The organism is Desulfatiglans anilini DSM 4660, assembly GCF_000422285.1.
Lineage (GTDB): Bacteria > Desulfobacterota > DSM-4660 > Desulfatiglandales > Desulfatiglandaceae > Desulfatiglans > Desulfatiglans anilini.
This window is the reverse complement of sequence record NZ_AULM01000027.1, coordinates 12835-38586: the sequence shown is the minus strand read 5'-3', so window position 1 is coordinate 38586 and position 25752 is coordinate 12835. Positions and strand designations below refer to the sequence as shown.

Annotated in this window: 22 protein-coding genes; 5 read left to right on the top strand and 17 right to left on the bottom strand. The window is 61.2% G+C overall.

The window, feature by feature from the left end:
- Positions 1–11: 11 nt before the first annotated feature.
- The 5 genes from H567_RS25360 to H567_RS25355 form a co-directional block, all read right to left on the bottom strand.
- On the bottom strand, positions 12–1304 hold the full coding sequence (locus H567_RS25360; RefSeq protein WP_051185015.1) for a bifunctional folylpolyglutamate synthase/dihydrofolate synthase: 1293 nt from the start codon (positions 1302–1304) through the stop codon (positions 12–14).
- 5 nt (positions 1305–1309) lie between these two features.
- Entirely contained in the window at positions 1310–1432 is a 123-nt protein-coding gene (locus H567_RS29900; protein ID WP_279614999.1) for a hypothetical protein, read from the bottom strand.
- A gap of 261 nt (positions 1433–1693) precedes the next feature.
- Complete coding sequence (locus H567_RS0115805) at positions 1694–4924, bottom strand: efflux RND transporter permease subunit (protein ID WP_028322148.1); 3231 nt, start codon at positions 4922–4924, stop codon at positions 1694–1696.
- The gene (locus H567_RS0115800) at positions 4921–6108 is read right to left on the bottom strand and encodes an efflux RND transporter periplasmic adaptor subunit (RefSeq protein ID WP_084517399.1); all 1188 of its coding nucleotides are present in this window, start codon (positions 6106–6108) and stop codon (positions 4921–4923) included. The genes H567_RS0115805 and H567_RS0115800 overlap by 4 nt, the downstream gene beginning before the upstream one ends.
- The gene (locus H567_RS25355; protein WP_161626636.1) at positions 6092–7405 is read right to left on the bottom strand and encodes a TolC family protein; all 1314 of its coding nucleotides are present in this window, start codon (positions 7403–7405) and stop codon (positions 6092–6094) included. Before H567_RS25355 ends, H567_RS0115800 begins: the two co-directional genes overlap by 17 nt.
- Before the next feature lie 517 nt (positions 7406–7922).
- Between H567_RS25355 and asnA the strand changes: the two genes are divergently transcribed.
- Both asnA and H567_RS25350 read left to right on the top strand, forming a co-directional pair.
- Positions 7923–9056: an aspartate--ammonia ligase gene (gene asnA, locus H567_RS0115785; protein ID WP_208598399.1), complete on the top strand. Its 1134-nt coding sequence runs from the start codon at positions 7923–7925 to the stop codon at positions 9054–9056.
- A gap of 39 nt (positions 9057–9095) precedes the next feature.
- A complete protein-coding gene (locus H567_RS25350; RefSeq protein WP_051185010.1) occupies positions 9096–9689 on the top strand; it encodes an adenylyl-sulfate kinase in 594 nt (197 codons plus the stop codon).
- 26 nt (positions 9690–9715) lie between these two features.
- On the opposite strand, the gene H567_RS25345 is transcribed toward H567_RS25350, so the two are convergent.
- Complete coding sequence (locus H567_RS25345) at positions 9716–10051, bottom strand: DUF134 domain-containing protein (RefSeq protein ID WP_035254741.1); 336 nt, start codon at positions 10049–10051, stop codon at positions 9716–9718.
- A gap of 276 nt (positions 10052–10327) precedes the next feature.
- On the opposite strand from H567_RS25345, the gene H567_RS0115770 reads away from it, so the two are divergent.
- The gene (locus H567_RS0115770) at positions 10328–10678 is read left to right on the top strand and encodes a YajD family HNH nuclease (RefSeq protein WP_028322145.1); all 351 of its coding nucleotides are present in this window, start codon (positions 10328–10330) and stop codon (positions 10676–10678) included.
- 232 nt (positions 10679–10910) lie between these two features.
- The gene (gene pgm, locus H567_RS0115760) at positions 10911–12539 is read left to right on the top strand and encodes a phosphoglucomutase (alpha-D-glucose-1,6-bisphosphate-dependent) (RefSeq protein WP_028322144.1); all 1629 of its coding nucleotides are present in this window, start codon (positions 10911–10913) and stop codon (positions 12537–12539) included.
- Between the two features lie 97 nt (positions 12540–12636).
- On the opposite strand, the gene H567_RS0115755 is transcribed toward pgm, so the two are convergent.
- The 5 genes from H567_RS0115755 to H567_RS0115735 form a co-directional block, all read right to left on the bottom strand.
- Entirely contained in the window at positions 12637–12843 is a 207-nt protein-coding gene (locus H567_RS0115755; RefSeq protein ID WP_035254739.1) for a DUF2905 domain-containing protein, read from the bottom strand.
- A 173-nt stretch (positions 12844–13016) separates the two neighbouring features.
- On the bottom strand, positions 13017–14708 hold the full coding sequence (locus tag H567_RS0115750; RefSeq protein WP_028322142.1) for an SGNH/GDSL hydrolase family protein: 1692 nt from the start codon (positions 14706–14708) through the stop codon (positions 13017–13019).
- A gap of 30 nt (positions 14709–14738) precedes the next feature.
- Positions 14739–16391: an ABC1 kinase family protein gene (locus H567_RS0115745; protein WP_028322141.1), complete on the bottom strand. Its 1653-nt coding sequence runs from the start codon at positions 16389–16391 to the stop codon at positions 14739–14741.
- A gap of 3 nt (positions 16392–16394) precedes the next feature.
- A complete protein-coding gene (locus tag H567_RS0115740) occupies positions 16395–16721 on the bottom strand; it encodes a phasin family protein (RefSeq protein WP_028322140.1) in 327 nt (108 codons plus the stop codon).
- Between the two features lie 105 nt (positions 16722–16826).
- Positions 16827–17339: a Slp family lipoprotein gene (locus H567_RS0115735; protein ID WP_051185007.1), complete on the bottom strand. Its 513-nt coding sequence runs from the start codon at positions 17337–17339 to the stop codon at positions 16827–16829.
- 646 nt (positions 17340–17985) lie between these two features.
- Between H567_RS0115735 and H567_RS0115730 the strand changes: the two genes are divergently transcribed.
- The gene (locus H567_RS0115730) at positions 17986–18462 is read left to right on the top strand and encodes a DUF3795 domain-containing protein (RefSeq protein WP_035254734.1); all 477 of its coding nucleotides are present in this window, start codon (positions 17986–17988) and stop codon (positions 18460–18462) included.
- A 45-nt stretch (positions 18463–18507) separates the two neighbouring features.
- On the opposite strand, the gene H567_RS0115725 is transcribed toward H567_RS0115730, so the two are convergent.
- From H567_RS0115725 to H567_RS0115700, 6 genes are all read right to left on the bottom strand, one after another.
- Positions 18508–19056 carry an NUDIX hydrolase gene (locus tag H567_RS0115725; RefSeq protein WP_028322137.1) on the bottom strand — a complete coding sequence of 183 codons (549 nt, stop codon included), beginning with the start codon at positions 19054–19056 and terminating at the stop codon, positions 18508–18510.
- Positions 19057–19168: 112 nt separating this feature from the next.
- Complete coding sequence (locus H567_RS25340) at positions 19169–21172, bottom strand: ATP-dependent DNA helicase (RefSeq protein ID WP_051185005.1); 2004 nt, start codon at positions 21170–21172, stop codon at positions 19169–19171.
- Positions 21169–21300, bottom strand: coding sequence for a hypothetical protein (locus H567_RS29895; RefSeq protein WP_279614998.1), 132 nt, complete (start codon positions 21298–21300; stop codon positions 21169–21171). The genes H567_RS25340 and H567_RS29895 overlap by 4 nt, the downstream gene beginning before the upstream one ends.
- 63 nt (positions 21301–21363) lie before the next feature.
- Positions 21364–23523 carry an ATP-dependent helicase gene (locus H567_RS0115710; RefSeq protein ID WP_028322136.1) on the bottom strand — a complete coding sequence of 720 codons (2160 nt, stop codon included), beginning with the start codon at positions 23521–23523 and terminating at the stop codon, positions 21364–21366.
- 28 nt (positions 23524–23551) lie between these two features.
- The gene (locus H567_RS0115705) at positions 23552–24496 is read right to left on the bottom strand and encodes a calcium/sodium antiporter (RefSeq protein ID WP_028322135.1); all 945 of its coding nucleotides are present in this window, start codon (positions 24494–24496) and stop codon (positions 23552–23554) included.
- Positions 24497–24511: 15 nt separating this feature from the next.
- Positions 24512–25351, bottom strand: a complete 840-nt coding sequence (locus H567_RS0115700; protein WP_028322134.1) for a YIP1 family protein — start codon at positions 25349–25351, stop codon at positions 24512–24514.
- Positions 25352–25752 lie beyond the last annotated feature (401 nt).

Below are 25752 nucleotides of genomic sequence, written 5' to 3'. Positions count from 1 at the left end.
GCGCCAAATGGCTAGGGCGGATCAGGTTGGTTCTTGAGGGGGTCGAAGACGACGAGGGCCTCCCCGACGGTAAAAAGGGAGCCGCAGATCAGGATGACATCCTCTTTTCCGGCCAGTGAACGCGCCCTGGCGATGGCTTCCGGGATGGAGCCGGCGGTTTCCCCGGGAGGCGCATGGGTCCCCGCCGCCGACATGAGCTGTTTCGGGTCGGCCGCTCGGGCATAGACCGGCCGTGTGTAGATGACATACGAACTGATGGGGAGGATGCCGGAGAGGACGCCGGGGATGTCTTTGTCCTCCATGATGCCGATGACGAGGATCAGGCGCCTGCCGGGGAATTCCGACTGGACCGCCGCGGCCAGGTGCCGCATGGCGGCCGGGTTGTGCGCCCCGTCCAGGATGATGACGGGCTCCTCCGATACCACGTGCATCCTGCCGGGCCAGAAGGCCTTTTGAAGGCCCCTGCGCATGTGATCCTCTGAAACCGCCCACCCCGCCTCCCGCAGCTCTTCGGCCAGCGCAAGGGCAAGGGCGGCATTCCGGCTTTGATAGCAGCCTCTGAGGCCGAGCTGCAGGTCTCGGAGGGACTGAAAGCGGCCGTAAAAGTTGAGACCGCGCGACGTTTTGCGGTAGCGGATTTCTTTGCCGATCCGATACAGGGGAGCCCCCTTTTGCCGGGCGATGCCTTCGAAGACGGAGAGGACGGCAGGCTGTTGGGCGGCCGTGAATACGGGCACACCGGGCTTGATGATGCCTGCCTTTTCCCAGGCGATCTGCCGGAGCGTCCTTCCCAGATAGGCCTGGTGCTCCAGGGAGATGTTGGTAATGGCCGAAACAAGGGGCGTAATGAGGTTGGTGGCATCCAGCCGTCCGCCCATCCCTACTTCGAGGATGGCGAGATCCGTTTGGCGGCGTTTGAAATAGACCAGGGCCATGGCAGTCACCGCTTCGAAGAAGGTCGGCGGCTCCTCGGGAACGATAGCCCCGAGGGTTTCTCCGATCAGTGAAACCGCCTCCTGCGGGGACATCTCTGCGCCGTTGATGCGGAAGCGCTCCGTGAAGCGAACGAGATGCGGGGATGAATAAAATCCGACACGGTATCCCGCCTCCTCGAGGATGGCGGCAAGGAACACGGAGACGGACCCCTTGCCGTTCGTACCCGCGATGTGGACGTATCGCTCGCCGAGATGCGGGTTTCCGAAGGCCTCGAGGAGATGGGCCGTCTGGGACAGCCCGAACTTGATGCCGAACTTCTGCAGTCGGTAAAGGGAACCGAGCGCTTCTTGGTAGGATGATGGTTGCATAGTCTTTATCTGGTTTCCATCCGGAAGTGGCCTTTTTGGCCAATCTCGGCGTCAATCTGCACGTTTGCTTGTGCGGCGACCTGTAGGTCGCCTCCGCGCAAACGCTTGATTTCCTTGATATTGGCCAAAAGTCCTCATTTCCGGATTGGAAACCGGGTTCTACCGGAAAATCATTTCCGGATGGGATCTATCTGGGTATAGGGTGATCCGGCGAGGCTTCCAGCCCGCGTTGCGCTACAATGGTGAACTGCCCGGCCGGGCGGAGAACCCGCCGTTGAGGCGGGCTGACCGGGCCCAGCCTCCATTCGAAAGTGGTCCGTATATTCTTCAATGGACGGGGCTTTGTCAATTCAAAAGATACCGGCCGACGCGCCTGGAGACCGGTCGTTTCATTCCGGTCGATGGGTTTTGAGGTTCAGGGCGTAAAAGGCCACGGGAACGACAACCAGGGTGAAAAAGGTCGAAGCGACCAGACCGAAGATCAAGGCCCACGCCAGGCCGCTGAAGATCGGGTCCAGGGTGATGGGCCAGGCACCGAGCGCAGTGGTGGCGGCTGTCAACAGGATGGGCCGCATGCGGGCCGCGCCGCTTTCGAGGACGGCGTCCTTCAACGAGACGCCCTGTTTCAGGGCGTCCTGAATGAACTCGATCAGGACGAGGGAGTTGCGGATGACAATCCCTCCGAGGGCGATCATACCGATCATGCTGGTCGCTGTGAAAAAAACGGGGTTCTGGAACCCTTCCACCGGCGGCGCAAAGGCGAGATTGAGAAACCAGAAGCCGGGCATGATGCCGATCAGCGTCAAGGGGACCGATATCATGATCAGGAGCGGAAGGAAGAACGAGCTCATCTGGATCACGAGCAGGATGTATATGCCCAGCATTGCCGCGGCGTATGCGATTCCGAGGTCCCTGAAGACGTCGAGGGTGATCTTCCACTCCCCTTCGCCGGCCCATTCGGCTCGAATCCCATCAGGAAGGGGCTTCTTCCTGAGCTCGCCTTGCATGTCGAGGATGGCGGTGGCCGGGGGCCTTCCTGCCGTTTCCGCATAGACGAACACCACCCGCTCGAGGTTCTTGTGATAGATGGGCTGGTCCTCGGCCACGGCCTTGAAAACACCCAGTTCTCCCAGCGGAACCTGCGTCCCTTCCGCGGTCAGGATCGGGAGGCCTGCAAGGTGCTCGGTGTCCGATCGCTTCTCTTTGGGCATCACGATCCGGATGGAAAGGGGTTGACGCTCTCCAGCCAGGTGAACGGTCGCGGGTTGCCCCCCCTCGAGCGCCGTACGCAGGGTTTGGGCGATTTGGTGGGTCGAGACGCCATGCAGAGCGGCCTTGGCCTTGTCGGGTTGGAAGTCCAGGCGCTGGCGCGGGGTTTCGGTGCTGTCGTCGATGTCCACGACGAACGGCTCCTCTGCCATCACCTCCTGGACCTGCTTGCCGGCCATGATCAGTTCCGCGTAGGTCTGGTCGGGCGTGCCGTAGATCTCGGTGACGATCGTGGAAAGGACCGGGGGGCCGGGGGGGACTTCCACCAGCTTGATGTGGGCCCCCTCGCGGCGGGCGAGATCTTCCAGGTCTTTTCGGATCCGGAGAAGGATGGTGTGGCTTTGCTGCACCCGCCGCTTCTTGTCCGCCAGATTGACGCGGATGTCGGCCAGGTTGCCGGTCTCACGGAGGTAATAATGCCGGACCATCCCGTTGAAATCCATGGGAGATCCGGTCCCCACATAGGAGACGAAGTGGGTGACCTCGGGGACCTCGCGCAGGTAGTCCTCGAAGGCCCGCACCACCCGGTCGGTGGCCTCGAGCGGTGTGCCCTCGGGCATGTCGATCACGACCTGAAATTCATCCTTGTTGTCGAAAGGCAGCATCTTGAGCGGCACCTGCCTGAAGAGCGCCAATGCCGCCGAGACGCACAACAGCAGAACGACGGCGAGTGCCAGCGCCCAGCGCATGGGCCGGGAGGCGAGGAACGGACCGGTGATCCGCCGATAAACCCGCCTGATCCATCCGGGTGCCGCGTCGGTTTCCACCTCCGCCTCGCCCGGCGATTGCGGCGCCCGTTTGCGGATCAGGACCCAGCTCAGCCAGGGGACCACGGTCAGGGCGCAAACGGTGGAAAAAGAGACGGTCAGGGGCACGTTGGCGGCCATGGGCGCCATGTAGGGGCCCATCATCCCCGTGATGAAGAAAAGAGGGGTGAACGAGACGATGATCGCCAGGGTGGACATGATGACAGGCGGCAGGACCTCCTTGACCGCGAAGAGGGTCGCCATATCGGGTTTTCTGCGTCCTGCGAGGATGTGGCGCTGGATGTTGTCGACATTGATGATCGGGTCGTCCACCACCAGGCCGAGCGAGAGAATGAGCGCGAAGAGCGTGACCCGGTTGATGGTGAAGCCGAAGAGGTAGTTGACGAAAAGCGCCAGGGCGAAACTGAGCGGAACCGCCACGGCTACGACGAGCGATTCCCTCCAGCCGAGCGTGAGGGCCAGGAGGCCGACCACCGTCAGGATGGCGAAGACGAGGGAACTGAGCAGTTCGTCGACCTTCTGCTGCGCCGTCCGGCCGTAGTTGCGGGTCACGACCACCTCGACCCCGTCCGGGATGACCGTTTTTTTGAGCGTTTCCATACGCTCGAGGATGTTTCGGGCGACATCGACGGCATTGGTTCCCCGTTTCTTGGCGAGGGCCAGGGTGACGGCGGAGTGGGTGACGGGCCCGGACTCGAGGCCGAGGCGTTCCGCTTCGGCGTAGGACAGGCCGAAGCGGGCGTGTCGGACCGGTTCTTCGGGGCTGTCGGAAACGGCGCCAAGGTCGCGCAAGTAGACCGGTTTCCCGTCGTGCACGCCCACGACAAGGTTTTCCACCTCACGGGCGTCGGCGACGAATGCGTCGCTCGTCACGGTGATCTCATGGTTGTTGCGTACGATCGTCCCGGCGGTGACTGCGGCGTCGGTGGCTTCGAGCGCGTGGACCACCTGCAGCAGCGAGATGCCGAAGGCGGCCAGGTTTTCCGGCAAAACCTCCACCCGGACCTCACGGGCCCGGCCGCCGACAACCCCTGTCCGTGAAATGTCCGGGACCTCGGCGAGGCGGGCCAGCACCTCCTCCCCGATTCGATGCAGGGCGTGATCGTTGTACCGTTCGGAGTGCAGGGTCAGGTTGAGGATGGGAACGTCATCGATTTCGACCGGTTTGATGACCCAGCCACGGACGAGGGGGGGCGCCGCGTCGATATTCATCGCGATCTTGTTGTGCAGCTTGACGAGGGAATTTTCGCGGTGTTCCCCCACAAAGAAGCGCACGGTCACGACGGCCATGTCCCGGCGGGACATGGAATAAACGTATTCGACGCCCTCTATCTGCCAAAGAAGCCGTTCGAGGGGTGTGGCGACGAGTTTTTCCACCTCCTGGGCGGTTGCGCCCGGGGCGTGTACGAAGACGTCGGCCATGGGAACCACGATCTGGGGTTCCTCCTCGCGCGGAGTGATCAGGACGGCGACCACGCCGGCGGCCATGGCGAAGACCAGGAACAGGATGGAAAGACGGTAATTCAGAAACTGCTTGACGACGAGGGGGATAAAACCCTTCGGGGTGGTTTCGAGATCGTTCATTGCCGCTCACCCCGCACGGCGAGTACCTCTCCGCCTTCGAGCCCGGCGAGGACCTCGATGCGATCGCCATGAATGGGGCCGGTCTTGATCAGGACCTCCTGCCATCGGCCGTCCTTCTGGATCAGGACGGTGTGAAGCTGCCCGACCGTGCGCGGGGCGGCGCACGGGATCAGGATCGCCGGTCTTTCCTTGACCGGCACCAAGAGGCGGCCGAACATGCCAGGGAAAAGCGAGGGATCTGAGGGCAGGGCCGCTTTGACCAGGATCGACCGGGTGGAGGGGTCGGCGGCGGGAACGATCTCCTGAATCTCCACCTGCAGCCTCCGCCCGAGAGCCGGGATCACGCAGGCCAACTCCTGGCCGATGCGGACCCATGGCAGCAGTCCTTCGCGGACATAGGCCTCGATTCGCAGACGCCCCGGCGTTTGCAGGGTCAGAAGGGTCTTGCCCGGGAGGGCGAGATCGCCGGGGTCGGCGAGCCGCTCGACGATCTGCCCGTCTTCCGGCGCCAGAATGCGGGTGTATCCCAGGTGGACGTCGGCGGCCCGGACGGCCTCCTCAGCTTGCCGAGCGGCGGCCTGGGCCTCGGCCAGGGCTTGCCCGGCCTGCTCCCGTCTGGCTTTGGCCTGCTGAAAGCTCGAAAGGGCCTGCTCCAGGTCCTGCGCTGTCGCAGCCTCCGCTGCAGCATACGCCTCGATCCGCCGGTGATGGGCCTGGGCCTGTTCCAGGACGGCTTCGGCGGCCAGGATCTCCTGGCGTGCCCCGGCTGCGCGCGCCTGAGCCGCGCCGTAGGCCTCGCGGGTCTGTTCCAGCCGTGCTTCGATCTCCCTGGAATCAAGCAGGACGAGCGGTTCGTCCTGTTCGACCCTGTCGCCGGGACGCACTAGGATCTCTCTGATCCGGGCATGCACGAGGGATTCGATCCGGGTCTCGGTGAGGGGACGCACGGTTCCGACGGCCTCATAGAATTCCGTGATCGTGGACCGTTCTGCGACGGCGGTGGGATAGGATTCGGCGCCGCCCCGTGCGGGCACGGGCCCGGTGCCGGGGCCGACCTTGTCAGGGACGAAAAATCCGGTCATATAAAGCATCAACAGGATCAGGACCAGAATCCCTCCGGCGAAACCAGCCCATCGGAGGCGGCTTTTCGACGGCTTGCGCATCGCGTCACTCCCGGTTGTCATTCCGATATCCCCAGCGTCCGAGGGCACGGCCCACGGCGGTCAGGGCCTTTTCCCCGTCGTAATAAGCGGCCCTGGACAGCATCCGGGCCCGGTTGCGGGCCAGTTCGGCATCCAGGTAGCGTGTGATGTCAGCCGATCCACCCTCGTACTGCATCTTGACGATGCGCAAGGCCTCGTTGGCCTGCGCTTCGGCGGCCAGGGTGACCTCGTGGCGCGCTTTGGCCTGGGCCAGATCCAGATAGGCTTTTTTGAGATCCAACTGGATGGCCTGGGTCGTCTTGCGGTCGGCGGCGAGCATCTCCTGCAGGGCCCAGCCGGCCTGCCGCACCCGGGCCCTGGTGCCGAAACCGCTGAAGAGGTCCCAGTTCACCATCACGCCAAGGGTCCAGTTTTCACGGTCACGTTCGAAATCCACCCCGGGGTCGTCGAAGTAATACCGCCCCTGGGCGTCGATCCGCGGCAGATAGTCAGCACGAGCGGCGTCGAGAGCCATCCTGCTCTGCACGAGCCGGCGACGGACCACCTGCAGTTCGGGGCGGTTCGCCAGGGCCTCCGGCAGTGCCGCGGTATAGGTTTCGGGAACGGAGAGGGCGACCTTTTCGTGCCGCACGAGATCGAGGCGGGTATCCGGGTCGTGCCCAAGCAGATTGGCCAGCGCCGCCTCGGCGAGGCTCAGGCTGTTTTCGGCCCTGATGCGTTCTTCCCTGGCCTGGGCCAGCCGAACGTCCAGGGAGAGGACATCGGACTTGAGGGCCCCGCCGGCCCGGTACCGGGCTTGCGTGGTCCGCAGCTGCGCCTCGACGGTTTGGACCGATTCAGCGGCCACCTCCACGAAATCGGCGGCTGCAAGGAGGTTGAAATAGCCGTCGATGACCGAGGCGACCAGGGCGTTTTCAATGCTGAGGCGATCCAGTCGCTCGATCTGGAGCCCGGTTTCGGCCATCCGTGTCCGGAGATAGTCGCGCCCGCCGCTGAACAGGTTGATGCGCGCCTGGATCCCGGCCTCGTAATTTTCGAACCAGCCGGGGTCATTGAAATCGGCGTCCGGCGGGAGCAAACGCTGGTCGATTTTTTTGAAGAGGAAGGCCGATGGCGCATTCCCCTGCAGGTATTCTCCGTAAACACCGATCGTGGGCCAGAATGCCGCCGCGGCCTCTGCGATCAGGGCCTCTGATTGGCGCATCCGCGCAAGGGATATGGAGATATCGGGATTGTTTGCGAGGGCTATACGAATCGCAGAGTTCAGATCCAGGCGTTTCGGAATGGGCATGAGGGATTCTTCCCGTTTTTCTTTCAAATCACGGGCCTCCGAAACCGCCTGGGGAGGGCGGTAGGCCGCTGCAATGGAGTGATAAGTGTAACGGTCGGCCCATCGGCATCCGGGAAAGATCAGGAAGGGAAGGAAAAGCAGGATCCAGACCAAAGATGTGTGAGTTGCCTTCATTTCACCCTGAGATTCGGTTCCTCGCTCGGTTTGAAACCATCGATCCAACCGGGAAGGCCGTTTTCCGCCCAGGGGCTGCGCATCACCCGGTCTAAAGCAGCGGGTGCAGACGCCGCTATGCTGAGTCATGTTGGAGCCGGCGGGAGACTCCTTTCCCGGAAGGGAAGTGGAAGCTGAGTTTCGGCCATGTTTGCAGAGAAGCCGCGCCGCATGCAAGTCATATTTTTGCTTTGATCATACCGGAACTTATGATAAACGAATCGAGCTTGGTTCTCTTGAGCCATGATATTTTTTTCTTCGCATGATTTCAAGAAGAGGTCTCGGTCGGATGTCGAGACCGGGGGTGACTTCAGATTTTCAAGGAGAGCGAATGATGAACGAAAAGCAGCAGGATTTGGCTGGGCCGGGTATCGGTGATTATGCCGAGCTCGAGATGATCCTTCCGGACGATTACGCGTCCCCGTTGTCTCCGAGGGAGACGCAGGAGGCCATCTATGCAGCCAAAGATTACATCGAAGAAAACCTGTGCCGCCAGTTGAACCTCATGCGGGTGACGGTGCCTTTGATCGTCGATGTGGACAGCGGGGTGAACGATTATCTGGACCGGGATGGGTCCAGGAGCCCGGTGCAGTTTCACATCTCGAATGACCGGGACAAGAACCCGGTCGACGCGCAGATCGTCCAGGCCGCCACCAAGTGGAAGCGCATCGCACTCCGGCAGTTCGGGATGCAGTTCGGGGAAGGGGTCCTGACGGACATGCGGGCGGTCCGCAAGGACTACTTCCTGGATCATGACCACAGCGCCTACGTGGATCAATGGGATTGGGAGATGGCGATTACGGCGGAACAGAGGAATCTGGACTTCCTGACGGAGGTGGTCCGCAGGATCTGGACGGTCCTGAAAGGGGCCGAGCAGCACGTCCAGTCCTTGTTCCCGGCGCTCAAATCGAGCCGATATCCGGATCTGCCTGATGAACTCACGTTCATCCACGCAGAGGACATCCTGGAGCGCTATCCGGATCTTCCCCGCAAGCAGCGAGAGACACGGATCGTCCAGGAATATCCGGCTGTCTTCATCTATGGCATCGGCTGGGTTCTGGAGGACGGGTATCCGCACGAGATGAGGGCTGCGGATTACGATGACTGGGCGACGGAGACGGTTTCACGGGATGGGCGGCCGATGCACGGTTTGAACGGCGATATCCTCGTCTGGAATCCCGTTACGAAGAGGCGGCATGAACTGACCTCGATGGGCATTCGGGTCAACGCGGAAACCCTGCGCCAGCAGCTCGAGATCAGCGGCCAGCTCGACCTCCTCAAGATGCCCTATCACCAGGCGGTGCTGAAAAACGAGATCCCTCTCAGCATCGGCGGCGGTATCGGCCAATCGCGCACCTTCATGCTGCTGCTGCAGAAGGCCCATCTGGGCGAGGTGAGCGTGAGCGTCTGGCCGAAGGTGCTGAAGGAAATGAGCGCCCGGAAAAACATTCATGTCCTCGACTAACCAGGTGCCTGCGCTCGAGCGCGGGCGGCGGGGAAGGTGATGCGCCCCTTCTGCATCTGGATTACCGGCAGGCCGGGCTGCGGCAAGAGCACGGTGACGAATGATCTTCAGGCCCTGCTGCAGGCCGAGGGGATCGATGTCGTGGTGCTGAACCTGGACAGGCTTCGCAGGATCCTGACCCCCGAGCCGTCCTACACGGAGGAGGAACGCTCGATCGTTTACCGGGCCCTCGCGCTGATGGCGCACCTGCTCGTGGAGCGAGGGGCGAAGCAGGTCGTGGTCGATGCGACGGGCCATCGGCGATGGTTCCGTGATCTGGCGCGGTCCCTGATCCCCGACTTTGCCGAGGTCTATCTGGCCTGTCCCGTCGAGGTCTGCGAGGCCCGCGAGGCCGGGCGCAAGTCGACGCTCGTCCAAACCGGACTGTACCGCAAGGCCCGCGGCGGCCGCCTCGAAGGCCAGATGCCGGGGGTCGATGTGCCGTACGAGGAACCGCTCCAGCCCGAACTCGCCATCCCGATCGGAGAAATTGCAGCGGGGGAGGCCGCCAGGCGGATTTTCGATTACATCGAGCGGCGCTGGGGATCGGCCCGCACAGAAACCGAATGGGGCGGATTGGAGAAACGCCCATGAAGGGCCCGCTCAGAGGCGGCCGCTTTTCAGCCGTTGCCGCCCCTCCGGCGGTGTCTTCCCAAAGAGTGGGGAGGGAGCTGGAAATCGCCCCCATCGATGTGCAGGGTTTTTCCGAGGACCAGCGCTTCGGCGACGGTCCGCCTGGCCTCGGCCAGGATGCGGCCGAAGGTCTGACGCGAAACGTTCATCTTTGCAGCGGCCGTCTCCTGGTCGAGTCCCTCGAAGTCGCTCAGGCGCAAGGCCTCGAGTCCTTCGAGCGTCAGGAGGACCTCGCAGCGCCCCCAGGGCGGAACGCTGTTCGGAAGGAAACCGGTCACGACGGGGGGATGTTGGACGAATCGTCGTTTTCTGGGACGGGGCATAGGGTTCCTCGCGCGTTTTATTTTGAGCCTGTGAGCATAATGCTAGCCTGGAAGTGCATCCCGTGTCAACCCGATCGGTTTGGCTGGCCCGGCTGGGGAGCCTTTATGGCTTGAAGCTTTGACGGAGACATGCTATTCGTGGGTAAAAGGGAGGCTTCGAAGAAAAGAACGGCTTCCCAAAATGAAATGAGATCGTTCCAAAGTGCAAGGAAGAAAACCATGGCAAGCACGACAAGCGGTTCCCGAAAGCCAGGCGGCGGCGTCGATGAAGAGAAGATGAGGCGTGCCATAGCGGAGGCCCGCAAGGCCGCGGCCGAGCGGGAAAAGGGTTACCGCGAGCAGTCCCTGAAAATCCATCCGTGGATCTGCGCCCGTTGCGGCCGGGAGTTCACCCGCAAGAATCTGCACTTGCTGACCGTTCATCACAAAGATCACAACCATGACAACAACCCGGTCGATGGGAGCAATTGGGAGAATCTCTGTGTGTATTGTCATGAAAATGAGCATCGCCGCTATCTTGACTATGTCGAAGGCGGCGGTGCCGAGGCGGGTCAGAGCGCAGATACGAAACTGACACACAGCCCGTTTGCTAAGCTTCAGGGGTTGGCCGTAAAGAAAAATTCTTGAGGATGTCTCCTGAATATTTTACGTCTGGCGCCTATCCGGAGATGGGGATTTTTTCAACGGCTTCGGGCTTTCGGTTCGTCCCGGCTTGGCCGATACCGAGGAAGTCAAGCGTTTGTAAGGAGGCGATCCATTGCTTCCCGCACAAGCAAACGTGCAAATTGACGCCGAGATTGGCAAGAAGGGCCATTTCCAGATGGAAATGAGCTTGCAGCCCGCACACAGGAGTTGAACCATGACGAACCATCCCTTGGCCGGCCGGCCGGCGCCGCGATCCATGCTGATCGACGTACCCGCGCTGGTTTCGGCTTATTACACGGAAGAGGCGACAGGAAAGGTGTCCTTCGGCACCTCGGGCCATCGGGGATCGTCCACGAGCGGGACCTTCAACGAACCGCTGATCGCCGCCATCGCCCAAGCCATCTGCGAATACCGTCTACAGAACGGCATCACCGGCCCGCTTTTTCTCGGGGTGGACACCCATGCCCTTTCCGAACCTGCCTACCGCACGGCCGTGGAGGTGCTGGCCGGGAACGGGGTTCAGCTGAGGCTTCACGACCGCCGGGAATACACGCCGACACCGGTAATCTCATTCCTGATCCTGGAGCAGAACCGGCGCAGGCAAGGTCCACCGGCCGACGGGATCGTGATTACGCCCTCCCACAATCCCCCGGAGGACGGTGGCTTCAAGTACAACCCGCCCCAAGGGGGGCCGGCTGATGTCGATATAACGGCCTGGATCCAGGCAAGGGCCAACGCCATCAAGGACGAGCACCCCGAGGCCATCAAACGGTTGCCCTACCGAAAGGCCCTTCAAGCTGAAACCACCGCTTTCATGGATTTCATCACCCCGTTTGTCGACGCGTTGGACGAGGTCGTCGATATGGATGCCGTTCGCGGCGCGGGCCTCAAAATCGGCGTGGACCCGCTGGGGGGGTCGGGGATCCATTACTGGGCCCCGATCGCGGAGCGGTACGGATTGAACCTGGACGTGGTCAACGCGCACACCGACCCGACCTTTGCCTTCATGCCGCTCGACGGGGACGGAAAGATCCGCATGGATTGCTCATCGCCCTATGCCATGGCCAATCTGATCGCCATGGCCGGGCGTTTCGACATCGCCTGGGGCAATGATCCGGATTTCGACCGCCACGGCATCGTCTGTTCGAGCGGGCTGATGAACCCGAACCACTACCTGTCCGTGGCGATCTGGTATCTCCTGCAGAACCGTTCCCGCTGGCGCAAGGACTTGGCGGTCGGCAAGACCCTGGTGAGCAGCAGCATGATCGACCGGGTGGTTGCAGCCCTCGGCCGAAGGCTCTACGAAGTCCCTGTCGGTTTCAAGTGGTTCGTTTCCGGATTGCTGGACGGGAGCCTCGCCTTCGGAGGGGAGGAGAGCGCCGGCGCCGCTTTTCTCCGGCGGGACGGTTCCGTCTGGGTCACCGATAAGGACGGGTTTTGCATGACGCTTTTGGCTGCAGAGATCATGGCGAGGACCGGGAGGAGCCCGGACGAGATCTATCGCGACAAGCTGGTTGCCGACCACGGGGCCACCTTTTACAACCGGGTCGACACGCCGATTACGGAGGCCGAGAAGGCCGTTTTGAAGCGGCTCGAACCCGGTTCGATCGATGCGGGGCATGTGGCGGGCATCGCCGTACAAAAGGTGTTGACGCGGGCGCCGGGCAACGATGCTCCGATCGGCGGGGTCAAGGTCGTCCTGGAGGATGGGTCCTGGTTTGCCATCAGACCCTCGGGGACGGAGCCCAAAATGAAGGTCTACATCGAAAGCTTCGGGGGCGAGGCGTTGTGGGAGCGGATTTACGCGGAGGCGCTCCCGCTGGTTTTTTCAAGGAGCCGATAAGGATCGATCGGCATCCTTTCGATCGCAGGCCTTTTCCGCAGACCGAACCGGAACTATCCGGGATAGAATGCGCGGCGGTTTCGGGGCCAACGCACGGCTAACGCCTGAACAGCCACGCGATGATCGACAGGATCAGGCTGATCAGGATCATTGTGGTGATCGGGATGTAGATCCTGACGTTCGGCCTTTCGATCAGAATATCCCCCGGGAGGCGCCCGAACGGAATCTTTCCCAGCCAGGGCCAGAGAAGGCCCATGAAGACCAGCACGACCCCGGCGATAATCAGTATGCGGCGTATCTCCATCCGTGTTTTCCTGACCGTTCGGCGATCAAAGGTCGCCGGAATCCGGCGTTGTCCGAACGGACGATTCTATCCCTATCCAGTGTGAAACAGCCGCCCTCCACCGCGCGAAGGTTTCGGCGGGAGGCGTGGTGATCGTGGTTTCGCCCCCACGGGTGCTTCGCCGAAGGGCCGGATCATCGCCTTCGAGCGGCCTCATCCCGAAGAGAGGGGACGCCGAGCATCTCTTCCAGCAGGATCCTGGAGACGGATTGCCAGACATCGGGGGGCAACTCAACCTGCCGGTCCGGGTCTGTGTCATCCGGATCCCTGAAGAGGTAAAGCAGTTCGGTCAGACCCGCTGGTTTATAAGCAGGACCCGGGACCCATCCGTCTTCATCGTTGTCAACGTAAGGGTCTGTCAGCATAACGGCCTTGAGGTCGTGCAGCGGCGCGGCCAGTCCGAAACGTTCGTTCAGGCTTTCGAGGATCTGGTTGGCGATGAGCGCGTGGCCCGTGAAGCCGGGATGAACGCCGTCGAGGCAGAAACTGCCGCCGCGCGACCATTTGCGGTTCAGGATGCGGCCGTCGATCTCGATGGGAGTTTCCCCTGTCAGCACCGCGCTCAAAGCCCCTCCGATATCCAGTACCTGCACCGAGGGACCGGCTTCCGCCGCAGCGCCGAGAACGGCCCGGTTGAAGCCGTCGACCCGCTCCATGATCAACCGCTGCTCTGCTTCAGAGAGGACGAGGCCGTCATTCTGGATGCCGCCGATCTCGAGGGCCTGATTGACGTAGTCCGCCGAGTAGCCGGTGTGGAGAAGCATGTACATGAAACCGAAGGTGAATAGGGATATCCGATCCCCCCGGGTGAAATCCGCAACGGGTTCGCCCGGCGCCGCTACGCGGGAAAAGGTGGGCGGCACCGTATAGCCGGGGTCGATCTTCCTGAGGTAATATTCGATATCCTCGGAATCGAAGAGATACCCCACAGCGCTGTAGTAAGGGAGGGTCAGGCAGAAGATGGATCGGCGCTCCGGGGGCAGAAGGCTGTCCTCCTGCAGGCGGGAGAGGATGTGGCGGTATTGGTTCGCGAAATCGTCCTCTTCGGTCAGATTCCTCTCGATGGCATCCACTGTGTACGGATCGAAGCGGAGCACGCCTGTCGTCTGGCCAAAGTCCAGGAGGGCGCGCAGGCCCGGTGAGAGCTGCGGCGCGATCAGGTCGAACGGGAAGGGGAGAAAGACAGGGTTAGCCCCCCCGGTCCCCAGGGTGGCCAAGCTGGAGTCGTTGTTTCCGGCCCAGAAGATCACCAGGGCATGCGCTGAAGAGCTCTCGTCAGCCGCCAGGCGATCGAGGAGCACCCGCAAGGCGTCTATTTGGGAGACCGGTTGGCCGGCCAGGAGGTTCAGAGGGTAAAGGACTTTGTCGTAGGCGTCCGTCAACCCCTGAGGGAGCTTTTTGTCGCAGAGGCGGGAAGGGCTCAGGAAAGAGTCTTCGGCACCCACCCGCTTGTAGTACTCGATGCCTTCAATGGAAAAGATGTCCGCACCGTCGACGCCGAGGTTCGTCGGGATGCGGAAAGGGAAAAGACGTCTCCCGGAAAGGTTCAGCACCGGCTCTGAAAAAATCGGGATGCTCACCTGCGCCAGGGATTCGGATATCCGGTGGAGGTAGGCATTCCAGGTGCTGAAGGCATGGTTGGCGGCGTCCATGGTCCCTTGGGTGAGGCTGTCGCCGACCGCAGAAAGAAGGATTTGGGGGCGTTGATCATCGGCTTTCGCGCTGCCTGCAAAGGCCAGGAGGAAGAGGAGCATGAGCGGCAAAACCGCTGGGAATGCGATGTGCCGACTGTTTTTACGGGTTGATGGGCGCGCGGAATATTCCAAGATGCACTCCTCCATGCCGGAAGGCCCCGCTCAGAAGCGGCGGGTACGCAGGATATTGAACACCAGCCAGAGCCCCAGGACCCCTGAGATGATGTAGCCGATGACCCCCAGCGCGGGGTATCCGAAGAGAAACGGTTTGACGCCGGTTGTGATGATCATGGAAGAGCCGATGATCATCGCAGCCAGGATGACACCGAGCGTCAGACGATTGAATATGTTTTCCAACGTTTTCCTGAGGCTTCCAAGGTTTTCGTGTTCGAAACGGATGCTGAGATCCCCGCGGTTGACCTTGTCGACGATCTGCGAGAGATGGCTCGGGAGGTTGCGGTGGAGGCTCAAAAGGTGGCCTGCAGTGCTGCGGAGGTTTTTCCAGAGGAACCCCGGGTGGTAGCGTTCTACAGCCAGACGCCGGACCTGGTCTTCGATCTCCGGGATGATGTTCAAGTCGGGATAGAGGATGCGGGCGGTTCCTTCAGCGGTGACCAGGGCCTTGATCATGACGGCGAGGTCGCTCGGCACGCGCAGACGGTACTCCCGCAAAAGGGCGGTGATGTCCAGCAAAGCCTGCCCGATGTTGATTTCCTGGAGGGGGACGGACGTGTAGGCGTCCAGGATGTCGAGGAGGTCCCTTTCAAGGGCGCGCTGATCGAAGGTCCCCTCGATCGACGTGATCAGGAGGAGGGTGTCCAGCAGCCGCTTGCTGTCTTTTTCGGCGACCGAACGGACCAGGTCGATGAGGTCGAAGCGGTCTTGGTCCGTCAGCCTCCCCACCATTCCCCAGTCCAGGAGGCATAGTTCCTTCCCTTCCCTGACGAGAAGGTTTCCCGGGTGGGGATCGGCATGGAAAAAACCATGCTCGAGGATTTGGCTGATCGTGATCCTCAAGCCGAGCTTCGCCAGGTTTTCCGCTTCTTCGATGTGTTCGGCAGGAAGCTCTTTGAGCTTTTTGCCGCGGACGAAATCCATTACGAGCAGGCGCTCGGTGCAGTATTTCGATACAGGTTCGGGAATGTACACCCCGGGCATGCCGGAAAGCTGCGCCCGGGCGATCTGCATGGCGCGGGCCTCTCTCAGAAAATCCAGTTCGCGCAGGAGATTCCGCCTGGTGGTTTTGAGCAGGCCCGGCAGATCGTAAAGGCGGATCTCTTCCACGCGCTCGTTCAGCCGGCCGAGGAGGTAGGCGAGAATGTCCAGGTCTTTCTCGATTTTCGATCGAATGCCGGGCCGTTGCACCTTGATCGCGACCACCCTCCGGCTGTCGCGCAGGAGGGCACGATGAACCTGGGAGAGACTCGCGGCGGCGATCGGTTCGGTCTCGAATGAAAGAAAGACCTGCTCAAGCGGCGACCCGAGCGCCTTTTCGATCACCTTGCGGATGTCGGAGGGCTTCTCGGGCGGGACCTCATCCTGCAATTTCCGCAGTTCTTCGATCAGGGGGCCGGGTAGAAGATCGGGCCGGAGGCTCATGATCTGACCGAACTTGACGAAGGTCGGTCCGAGGTCTTCCATGGCGCGGCGGATCCGCTCCCACGTGCCGAGCTCAAGTTCCCGGCGGCTGGATTTCGGGAGGAGCTTTTTGCCCGGGAGATCCAGCCGGTCGACGAGGTCGACAAAGCCGTAGTTCAGCAATGTGAGGACGATATCTTTGAACCGCCCGAGGTTGGTCAGCGTCTTGATTTCCAAGAATCACCCCTCGATCGGGTCCTTTGCCGCCTCGAGCAGACTCACCCTCTCTTCGAGGTTCTGGACGCGCGATTTCAGTTCGTCCAACTCCTTGCGGCTGCCCACATCGAGGTTCCGGAGCCCCTTGTGGACGGTTTCCGTGATGTTTTCCTCGATCCTGGACCATTGCTTTTCACCGGTTTCCAGCAATTCGTCCGTGAGCCGCCGGGCGTCCTCTTTGCTCATGCGGGCCTCGTCCACCATCTTGCGCGCAGTTTCTTCGATCTTGTCCTTGGTGAGGAACACCATGCCGAGACCGGCCAATAAACCTTTCTTGATATCATCCAACATATCCTGTCTCCTCCAAAAAATAATGATGAAAGATCCAATCGATCGTCAGGGGCTTGCGGCACGATACAGGCCTTGGCGCTGGACCGGACACCACGTGGACGCTGTTTAAAAACCGAAGCCGATCCCGATTCCGAAATGAATTTGGGCATCGGGGGCAACGCCCTTCACGGGCCAGAGATGATGTTCGCGTTCTGCGATGACCGGATAGGTGTATTGAATCTCCCCCAGGGGGCGCGTTTCGCTCCCGGCGACGGTGCCGACCACCGTGATCCATCTCCCTGCACGGTAGATGGCAGGGTCCAGGAAGCCTTCCACCGAAATGAGAAAGCGCCCCCTCGATTCGCTGTCCGGTTTGGGTTTCTGCCGGCTGTCGATAGCCCGCTGAACAACGAAAATGAGACTTTTGCCCGGAAGATTTTTCGTTTCGACGACCTGTCCGCCCAGAATCACCGTGGTGCCCGAAAAAGCGCCGGGATCGGCTGCGAGTGTCGAGAAGGGCAAGGAACGGTCCGCGCTCTGGAGCGCCTCGCGGGAAATCACCGTTGCACAACCGGCAGCGACGGCGAGACATGCCGTGAGCAGGAACCAAGCGATGCATAGACGGATCTTCAGTTTCATAAGCCCCTCTCGAGGTTGGACCGGGGACCCCGAACTTTCCCCAGGCCGCTCGTCCATCGGTGTTTGCCGAAGCGATCCTTTCCCCACGGGCGCTTTAAGGTTCCTGCTCCGGATTCCAGCCCAATCCTGCGGGGCCTTCGCAGATCGGGTGCGTTCTGTTTTCCCACCACCTTGCCGGGTGGATCAGGAACGCGGCTCCCTCATCTTTTCGATTGCGGTGTCGTTGTGATATCTTAAAATAAGCAGTCGATACAAAACCTATTGTTCTGGATGTTCATACGGAAATGATTTCCCGGTGGAAGCCGGCCTCCGATCCGGAAAGGAGGGTTGCCTGCCAATATCCATATAAGCAATCCGTGGCACGGATGCAGCCTATAGATCCAATCCCAAGCAAACGTACAGCTTGACGGCGAGATCGGCAAAAGAGGGCATTTCCAAGTGAAAACGCTTCGACAAGCCCTCACCCATATTAAAAGGTGAAGAACGAGAAATAAAGGCTTTTCCGGTCCGGCGGTTCTGCCGCGCATGACCGGCGGGGAATCCGGTTTTACAGAATGAGACCGGATCTCCGGGAACAGTTTCTCAGCTGAGGGCCGTGGCGCCGCTCCGGCCCGGAGCGGTTCGACGGCCTGAGAAGGAGGGAAAAATGGTGGAGATCAATCCTGAATATCTTGCACCCTGCGGCCTCTACTGCGGGGTATGCGCCATCCTGTACGCCGAACGGGACGGGAACCGCAAATTCAAGGAGCGGCTGGTGGACGTCTACAAGGGCAAGCTGCCGGACAGCGGGAACCTGTCGGCGGACGACATCCGCTGCAAAGGCTGCCTTTCGGACGATCCTTTCCTCTTCTGCCGCGAATGCGCCATCAAGGCCTGCACCCGCGAAAAGGGGTACACGGGCTGTCATCAGTGCGACGCGTTCCCCTGCCGTCTGATCGACGAATTTCCCATGCCGGTGGGCCGGAAGGTCATGCTTCGGGCCATCCCCTACTGGCGAAAGCACGGCACCGAAAAGTGGGTGGCCGAAGAAGAGGCCCGTTACCACTGCCCGGCCTGCGGCCATCGATTGTTCCGCGGCGCCAAACGCTGCAATCAGTGCGGTACGCCGGTAGACCTGGATTGACCTGCATCGGGAAAGGCCTCTTTGTGCTGCGACGAAGGCTCCTTGTCACATGCGCTTGTATTCCATGAAATACCGGTAGAAGGCGGCCAGGACCAGGGCGTGGGTGATCGCGCCCTGCCGGATGAGGGCGGGCACTTCCTCGATCGGTTTGAGCAGGACCTGGATGTCCTCCTTGTCGTCTTGTTCCTGATGCCCCGCCGGAATGACATCGTTGGCCAGATAGGTGTAGCAGATATTGTTCTGGATGGCCGGGTTCGGGTGCACCGTTCCGAGTTCGACGGCCTTCCCGGCATGATAACCGGTCTCTTCGCGCAGTTCCCTGAGGGCCGCGGTTTCGGGGGTGTCGCCGGCCTCTACGAGTCCGCCCGGTATCTCCAGCGTGACGTCGCGGATGCCGTGCCGGTACTGGCGGATGAGCACGACCTCGCCGTTGGACGTGAGGGGGATGATGTTGACCCAGGCCGAGGATTCCAGCACGAAGAAATCATGGGCCTTTGCGGTGCGGGGAGAGCGTGCGCGGTCGGTCCGGATGCTGAACACGCGATAGGATCTGTCCAGGATGCTCGACAGCACTTCCCAGTGTTTCGGGGACATGGTTCGGGGCTCCTTTCTCGCTGAACTGAAGTGTGCTGCGGGGTTTCGGCCGCCGGCGCCGGATCCCGCTCCGTATGAATGCGGGCGATTGTGATGGAACGGCGGCCGGGAATCAACCTTTTTCGGTGCCGCTATCGAGGCTGTTCCGCTTTCCCGGCGCCGATACGGACTGCTCCTTCCCAGCCTTCGGCTCGCGGCCGTAGAAATCCGCGATATCTTCGATGCACGCCGTCACGGGCACGGGCGGCAGGCTTTCCAGAAAGATCCCGCCGTAGCGGGCGTGTCTCAGGCGCACATCGAGGATCGCCATGACACCTCTATCCGTATTGGTCCGGATAAGGCGCCCCAGGCCTTGTTTGAGGGCGAGGACGGCCTCGGGAACCTGGTAGGACATAAAGGCGTTTTTCCCCTGCTCCTGCAGATGGGTGATCCGGGCGGCCACCAGGGGGTCTCCAGGTGAGCTGAAGGGGAGTTTGTCGACGATCAGGCAGCTCAGGGCCTCACCCGGGACATCGACCCCCTGCCAGAAGGATCCCGTGGCCAGGAGGATGGAGTGGATGTCTTCCCGGAAGGTTTCGAGGAGGGTGGAGCGGGGTGCGTCTCCCTGTTTGAGCAGGGTGAAGGGCAGTTTATCCTGCAGGTGGCGATGCACGTTGAAGAGGTTCTGGTAGCTGGTGAAAAGGACCAGGGCCCGGCCTTTGCTGAGCCCCAGGATTTCGAGGATGCGCTCCCCGGCGGCCTCGCTGAAACGCGGGTGGCCGGGTGCGGGGAGATCCGCCGGAACATAGAGCAGGGCCTGCCGCTTGAAGTCGAAATGGGATGGGAAGATCCCTTTCAGGGCGTTTTCGGGCAGGCCGAGGCGGGCGGCGGCATAATCGAAGTTGCCCGCTGCGGCGAGCGTCGCCGATGTGAGGAGCACCCGCGGACATTTCTGGTAGAGGCGGCCTTTCAAATCTTCGCTGACATCCAGCGGAGAGGCGTAGAACATGATGCCGCGTTTGCGCTTCTCGAACCAGTTGAGCCAATCGGCTTCCTTCGGTTCGAGGGTCTCCGTGACCAACCGTTCGATTTCCCTCGCCCGCAGGAGAAGGGGTTCGATCCCTTCGGTTTCGATCTGGAACAGGGTTTCCTCCTGGCGGATGCTCTGGAGGCAGCGGCGGATCTCGCGGCCCGGGCCTGCCTTGAGATGCGCCAGAAGATCCGGGGCGATGCGCTCCCGGTCGCTGAAGCCCTCCAGGGCCTGCTCGATGCCGCCGACGGCGGCCCGGAATCTTTGCAGGAGCATCAAGAGGTTCGTGGGGGGGCGTTTCACCGATGCGGCCACAATCTCTTCGAAATCGGCGGCCCACTCCAGCATCTGGGCGGTGCTGAGCCTCTCCCCGAAGGCGGCGGTGGCGACCTCTTCCACGTGGTGGGCCTCGTCGAAAACCACGGCTTCGAACCGCGGGATGATCTCCCCGAAGCCGCCCTCCTTGACCTTCATGTCCGCGAAAAAGAGGTGATGATTGACGATGATGAGACGGCTTTCGGCGGCCCTGCTCCGGAGCCTCCCCAGGAAGCACTGATCGAGGAAGAGGCACTCGCTCCCTAGGCATTGGTCCGAGCCGGCGGAAAGGCTGTCCCAGAGAGTGTCCTGATCGGCCATCCAGGGCAGTTCCTCGCGGTCGGCGAAGGACGTCCTGCGGATCCAGGCCTCGAGCCGGCCGCGGACATCGAAGGCTTCAGGAGCGGGGAGCGCTGACTGCACGAACCGCTGGTGGTAGCGATGGAGGCAGAGATAGTTCTTGCGCCCCTTCATCATCACGGCGTCCGCCCGGAGGCCGGTCGCGGCCAGCAGACGAGGGAGGTCCCGCTGGAAGATCTGCTCCTGGAGGTTCTTGGTTCCCGTGGAGATGACGGCCTTGCGGCCGCTCAGGATAAGCGGGGTCAGGTAGCCGAAGGTCTTGCCGGTTCCCGTTCCCGCCTCGATGATGGCGGGCAGGTTCTTCTGCAGCGCCTCCTGAATGAGCAGGGCCATATCCATCTGGACGCTGCGGAATTCGAAGCCCGGCAGATTGCGGGCAAGCAGCCCGTGGGGCCCGAGGACCCCTTCGATGGTGTAATCCTTCGGGTTCATGGAGTTTTTAGATTTTCCATCCGGAAATGGTCTTTTTGGCCCCTCTCGGCGTCAATCTGCACGTTTGGTTGTGTGGCGACCTGCAGGTCGCCTCCGCGCAAGCGCTTGATTTCCTTGATATGGGCCAAAAATCCTCATTTCCGGATTGGAAAATGGGTTCTACCGGGAAATCATTTCCGGATGGATACAGATTATATCTTTTCGAGGGTGGTGTACCCCAGGTGGAGCAGCTTGCGTCCGGCCTGGCTGAAGAAGACCTCCACCTTGTCATCGTCGAAAAACCGTGAGACCACGCCGGGGCCGAAGGCGGGGTGGCGAACCCGGTCCCCCGATTGAAAGGGATGGGGCGAGGCGGCCTCCGGTTCGGGCGCTTTGCCGCGGGGCTTCGAAAAGGGGTCGAAACGCCCGGAGGTGCGTGCCGACTCGAAGGCCACGACCCCGTCCGGCAAGGCGCCGATAAAGGAGGAAAGACCGGATTGGTAGGTCGGCCCGCCTCCCATGGTGTCCCATGTCTGCTGATACTCCTGTCCGGGGTAGCAGAAGAACAGCCGGTCCATGGCCCGTGTGGCGGCCACATACATGAGGCGCCTTTCCTCCTCCAGCTCCATCGGGTTCCGGTAGGCGCGTGCCGATGGAAACCGCCCCTCCATGACCCAGATCACGATCACGACCGGCCACTCCAGCCCTTTGGCCGAATGGACCGTCGAAAGGGTCAGAAAGGAGCGGTCCTGTTCGGGTTCGGCATCGAGCGAGCTGTTGGGCGGGTCCAGGACGAGGTCCGCCAGGAAACTTCGCAGGCTCTGGTACCGCTCCGCCATCGGGATGAGCTGCTGAAGCTCCTTGAGCCGCCGGGGATAGTCGTCGTAGCGTTCTTTCAAGACGGGGGTATAGTAATCCAGGGTTGTTTCCACCGCTTTCCTGGGGGACGGCGTTTTGCCGCTCAGTTGCTGCATCAGGTCGCAGAGCGGTCTGAGGCCCTGCTCCCGCTTCCCCATTCCAGGCCATTCGGAGAGCTTCCCGGGGGTGATCCGGTTGGCCTTGATCCATTCGAAGATGCTCCGGCTCTTCCCCTGGCCGATGTTTTTGACCATGCACAGGATGCGGCTCCAGCTCACGGCCTCTTCGGGATTGACCAGGACGCGCAGGTGGGCCAAAAAGTCTTTGATATGCGCGGATTCGAGGAATTTGAACCCGCCGTATTTGATGTAAGGGAGACGTTGACGCGTCAGTTCGGCTTCCAGTTCGAACGAATGGTAGGCTGCCCGGAAGAGAACGGCGATCTCCTCTTGAGACCGGCCGGCATCCATCTCCTGCCTGATCAAGCGGCAGACCGTCAGGGCCTGCTCCGGTTCGGTGCGGGTATCGATGACCGCCGGTTTTTCCCCGCCTTCCCGGCGGGTGAAGAGGCACTTGGTGTAGTGCTCACTCGCCTGCGCCATGACGGCGTTGGTCAGATTCAGGATCGGCTGGGTCGAGCGGTAGTTCTCCTCCAGCTTGATGATCCTGGCGCCCGGAAACCGCTTCGGGAACGCGAACATGTTGCGATAGTCGGCGCCGCGGAAGGAGTAGATGGATTGGGAATCGTCCCCGACCACCACGACGTTCCGGTGCTCATGGGCCAGCCAGCTGACGGTGTCGGCCTGAATCGCATTGGTGTCCTGATACTCGTCCACCATGATGTGGCTGTATTGGCGCCCGAGGAGCTGCCTGGTTTCGACATCCTCCGCCAGGAGCTTCCGCAGGTGGATCAGCAGATCGTCATAATCCATAAGGGCATGTTCCCGCTTGTACCGGCCATAGAGATCCGTCAGCCTCCGGATCTCGGGGACGAATTCCAGGAACTGGCCGTACTCCTCTTCCATGAAGGCGTCGACCGATTGCTCGAGGTTGGCCGCCTTGCTGAGGATATTGGCCAGCGTGGCGCGTTTCGGGAAGCGGTTCGTGCCTTTCGGCAGGTTGAGATCCGGGATGAGAGAGCGGAGCACCTCTTCCATGTCGGAGCGGTCCAGGATGGTGAATCCGGGTGGAAAGCCCAGGCGTTCGCCGTGCTGCCTCAGGACCCGGTAGGCCAAAGCGTGAAAGGTCCCGCCCGAGACGAACCGGCAGCGGGGATCGGCCAATCCTGCAGCCCGTTCGAGCATCTCCATGGCGGCTTTACGGGTAAACGTGAGCAGAAGGATGGACTCCGGGGCGACGCCGGTTTCAACCAGGCGCGCCACCCGGTAGACCAGCGTCCTCGTCTTGCCGCTGCCGGCGCCGGCCACCACGAGAACCGGGCCTTCCAGGGTCATGACCGCCTCGAACTGGGAAGGGTTGAGAAAACGGGGATAATCGATGGGATGCGTCGTCAATGGATCACACTCGAAAGGGAGAAAAGGTTCAGAGAATGGCCCGCCAATAGGAAAGGCCTACGAAGGCCAGATAGCAGACAACGAAAACCACACCTTCCCGCCGCCCGAGTATGAGACGTGTGCGCGCGAAGATCCAGAGAAGCAGGGTCAGGACGAACATGGCGGGAAACTCGAAACGCAGCAGTCCCCTGTCGACCTCCATCGGGTTGAAAACCCCTACGGCCCCCATGACCAAGCAGAGGTTGAAAACGTTGCTGCCGACGACATTTCCGATGGAGATGTCGGATTCCCGGTGGGCCGCCGCCGCCACCGAGGTCGCCAGTTCGGGGAGAGAGGTTCCTACGGCGACGATACTCAACCCGATGAAGGTCTCACTCAGTCCGAAGATCTTCGCGAAGAAAATGGATGATTGGACCACCAGGTGAGCCCCTCCCATCAAAGCGGTTGTCCCGGCGACGATGAGGGCGGCGTCCTTCCAGAGGGTGCCTTTCTTTTCGACGGGGAGGGTTTCCTTTCCTTGCGAGTGCGTTGATGCGGTAAAGACCCCCATGAGGATGAAAACGATCAGCATCGTTACCAGCAGAATGCCCTTCCAAAGACCGAGTTGGCCGTTGAGGCACAATACCCAGAAAAGGGCTGAAATGCCGACCAGGAAAGGAATGTCGCGCCGCACCAGAATGGGGTCGACGGCCAGGGGGCTGAAAAGGGCGCTGAGACCGAGGATCAGGGCGATGTTGGCTACGTTGCTGCCGAGAATGTTGCCGAGCGACATCCCGCTCGAGCCTTTGACGGCCGCCACGAGGCTGACCAGAAGTTCGGGGGCCGACGTGGCGAAGGCCACCACCGTCAGGCCGACGATCAGTGGGCGGATGGAAAGGGAAAGCGCAAGGGAGGCGGCCCCTTTGACCATCCATTCGGAGCCCCAGTAAAGGAGTGCGATACCGAGGCAGAGGAAGAAAGAATTCAAAAGCATGGGATGCTATAACCTTCAGGAAAGTCGCAGGAAAACGAGCGGAATCAGAAGGACGGTGACGGTGCCGACAACGAGGCAGAGCATCACGGGAATCAGGAAACCCAGGATGACCCGGCCATAGCTTGTTTCATGAATGGTGCGCAGGCCGACGATCTGCACGACAAGCTGCCAGATCCAGGCGATCCAACCGCCTATGAAGGGGACGAATGCCAGCAGTTGGACGGCCTGCGAGTAAGCTACAACGCGAAAGGTGCCCTCGAAACGACGTTTGCCCGCTCCAGTGATCCTCATCAGCAGATGCAGGACCCCAGCGTAGACGAACAGGCCCAGAAAAACAACGACAGGGATGATAAGCACCAGGATGACAAAAACCAGGCCGTAAGTCAATTGACCAACGAACAGGCCGCCTAAGGAGGAGAATCCGGCCAGCGCCAGCAAGGCCTGCCAGAAGAAGGCCGCCATGCTGCCAAGGACTCCTGACAGGAGCCCGAATGCGAGAGGGTCGCGGAGCCCCCGGCCGGCAGGGTGAAGATCCGGGCTGAAAAAGGATTTGCTGGAAAAAAGGACGGCAGAGATGGTTTGGAAAAAAGTCGCCCAGAACCCGGGGCCGTCTTTCTGTTCCCAGGGGGCTGCCGATTCGAGCGTCGCCTCGGGCTCGAAGACCGTTTCGACCGGCGAGGGCTCCGGGGTGGGAGACGAAGAAGATCCGCCTGGTGCGTCCTCAGATCCAGGCCTGGAAAACAGAAACTGCTGACCGCATTGGGGGCATACCGCCCGTTTGGCGGTGGACGGAATGGTGCTTTCGGGAACCTCTTTCGAGAATCGGCAATAAGGACAGGTGAGCTGGATGGTCATCGCCGGTTCCCTTCCCTGGCTCGAACACGCCGGCTCAATTCTTTTCTGGAAGACCAGCGCTTGAGGCGGTCCCAAACACCCTCGGCGGGGGAGCGGTCCATTATTTCGGCTCTAAAGGAGAGCCCTTCCCTGCTTTCCAGGGCGGTTCTGAGGCAGGCGGTTTTCTCCGGGCATTCGAAACAGGACGGAGTGATTTCCCTCAAACCGGCCTCGCCCAGCGGAAATACCTTTTCCAAAATGCCGAAACAATCTTTCTCTGACTTCAACCGAAGGGCCTCCTTTTGGTGGAAAACCATGTTGCTTCTATTTCGACTAGGATTCTTCTTGATTTCCTGGGTATGGGCAAGAAATCCTCATTTTCGGATTGGAAACCGGGTTGTGCCCGGAGATCACCTCCGGGT

What these genes read in the sequence shown, in the direction of transcription:
- H567_RS0115800 (WP_084517399.1), bottom strand. Translation starts at nt 6,108, where the DNA reads ATGACAACCGGGAGTGACGCGATGCGCAAGCCGTCGAAAAGCCGCCTC.
- H567_RS0115805 (WP_028322148.1), bottom strand. Translation starts at nt 4,924, where the DNA reads ATGAACGATCTCGAAACCACCCCGAAGGGTTTTATCCCCCTCGTCGTC.
- H567_RS0115770 (WP_028322145.1), top strand. Translation starts at nt 10,328, where the DNA reads ATGAGGCGTGCCATAGCGGAGGCCCGCAAGGCCGCGGCCGAGCGGGAA.
- H567_RS25345 (WP_035254741.1), bottom strand. Translation starts at nt 10,051, where the DNA reads ATGCCCCGTCCCAGAAAACGACGATTCGTCCAACATCCCCCCGTCGTG.
- H567_RS25340 (WP_051185005.1), bottom strand. Translation starts at nt 21,172, where the DNA reads ATGAACCCGAAGGATTACACCATCGAAGGGGTCCTCGGGCCCCACGGG.
- H567_RS25360 (WP_051185015.1), bottom strand. Translation starts at nt 1,304, where the DNA reads ATGCAACCATCATCCTACCAAGAAGCGCTCGGTTCCCTTTACCGACTG.
- H567_RS0115705 (WP_028322135.1), bottom strand. Translation starts at nt 24,496, where the DNA reads ATGCTTTTGAATTCTTTCTTCCTCTGCCTCGGTATCGCACTCCTTTAC.
- H567_RS0115735 (WP_051185007.1), bottom strand. Translation starts at nt 17,339, where the DNA reads ATGAAACTGAAGATCCGTCTATGCATCGCTTGGTTCCTGCTCACGGCA.
- asnA (WP_208598399.1), top strand. Translation starts at nt 7,923, where the DNA reads ATGATGAACGAAAAGCAGCAGGATTTGGCTGGGCCGGGTATCGGTGAT.
- H567_RS0115725 (WP_028322137.1), bottom strand. Translation starts at nt 19,056, where the DNA reads ATGTCCCCGAAACACTGGGAAGTGCTGTCGAGCATCCTGGACAGATCC.
- H567_RS0115740 (WP_028322140.1), bottom strand. Translation starts at nt 16,721, where the DNA reads ATGTTGGATGATATCAAGAAAGGTTTATTGGCCGGTCTCGGCATGGTG.
- pgm (WP_028322144.1), top strand. Translation starts at nt 10,911, where the DNA reads ATGACGAACCATCCCTTGGCCGGCCGGCCGGCGCCGCGATCCATGCTG.
- H567_RS25350 (WP_051185010.1), top strand. Translation starts at nt 9,096, where the DNA reads ATGCGCCCCTTCTGCATCTGGATTACCGGCAGGCCGGGCTGCGGCAAG.
- H567_RS0115755 (WP_035254739.1), bottom strand. Translation starts at nt 12,843, where the DNA reads ATGGAGATACGCCGCATACTGATTATCGCCGGGGTCGTGCTGGTCTTC.
- H567_RS0115700 (WP_028322134.1), bottom strand. Translation starts at nt 25,351, where the DNA reads ATGACCATCCAGCTCACCTGTCCTTATTGCCGATTCTCGAAAGAGGTT.
- H567_RS0115730 (WP_035254734.1), top strand. Translation starts at nt 17,986, where the DNA reads ATGGTGGAGATCAATCCTGAATATCTTGCACCCTGCGGCCTCTACTGC.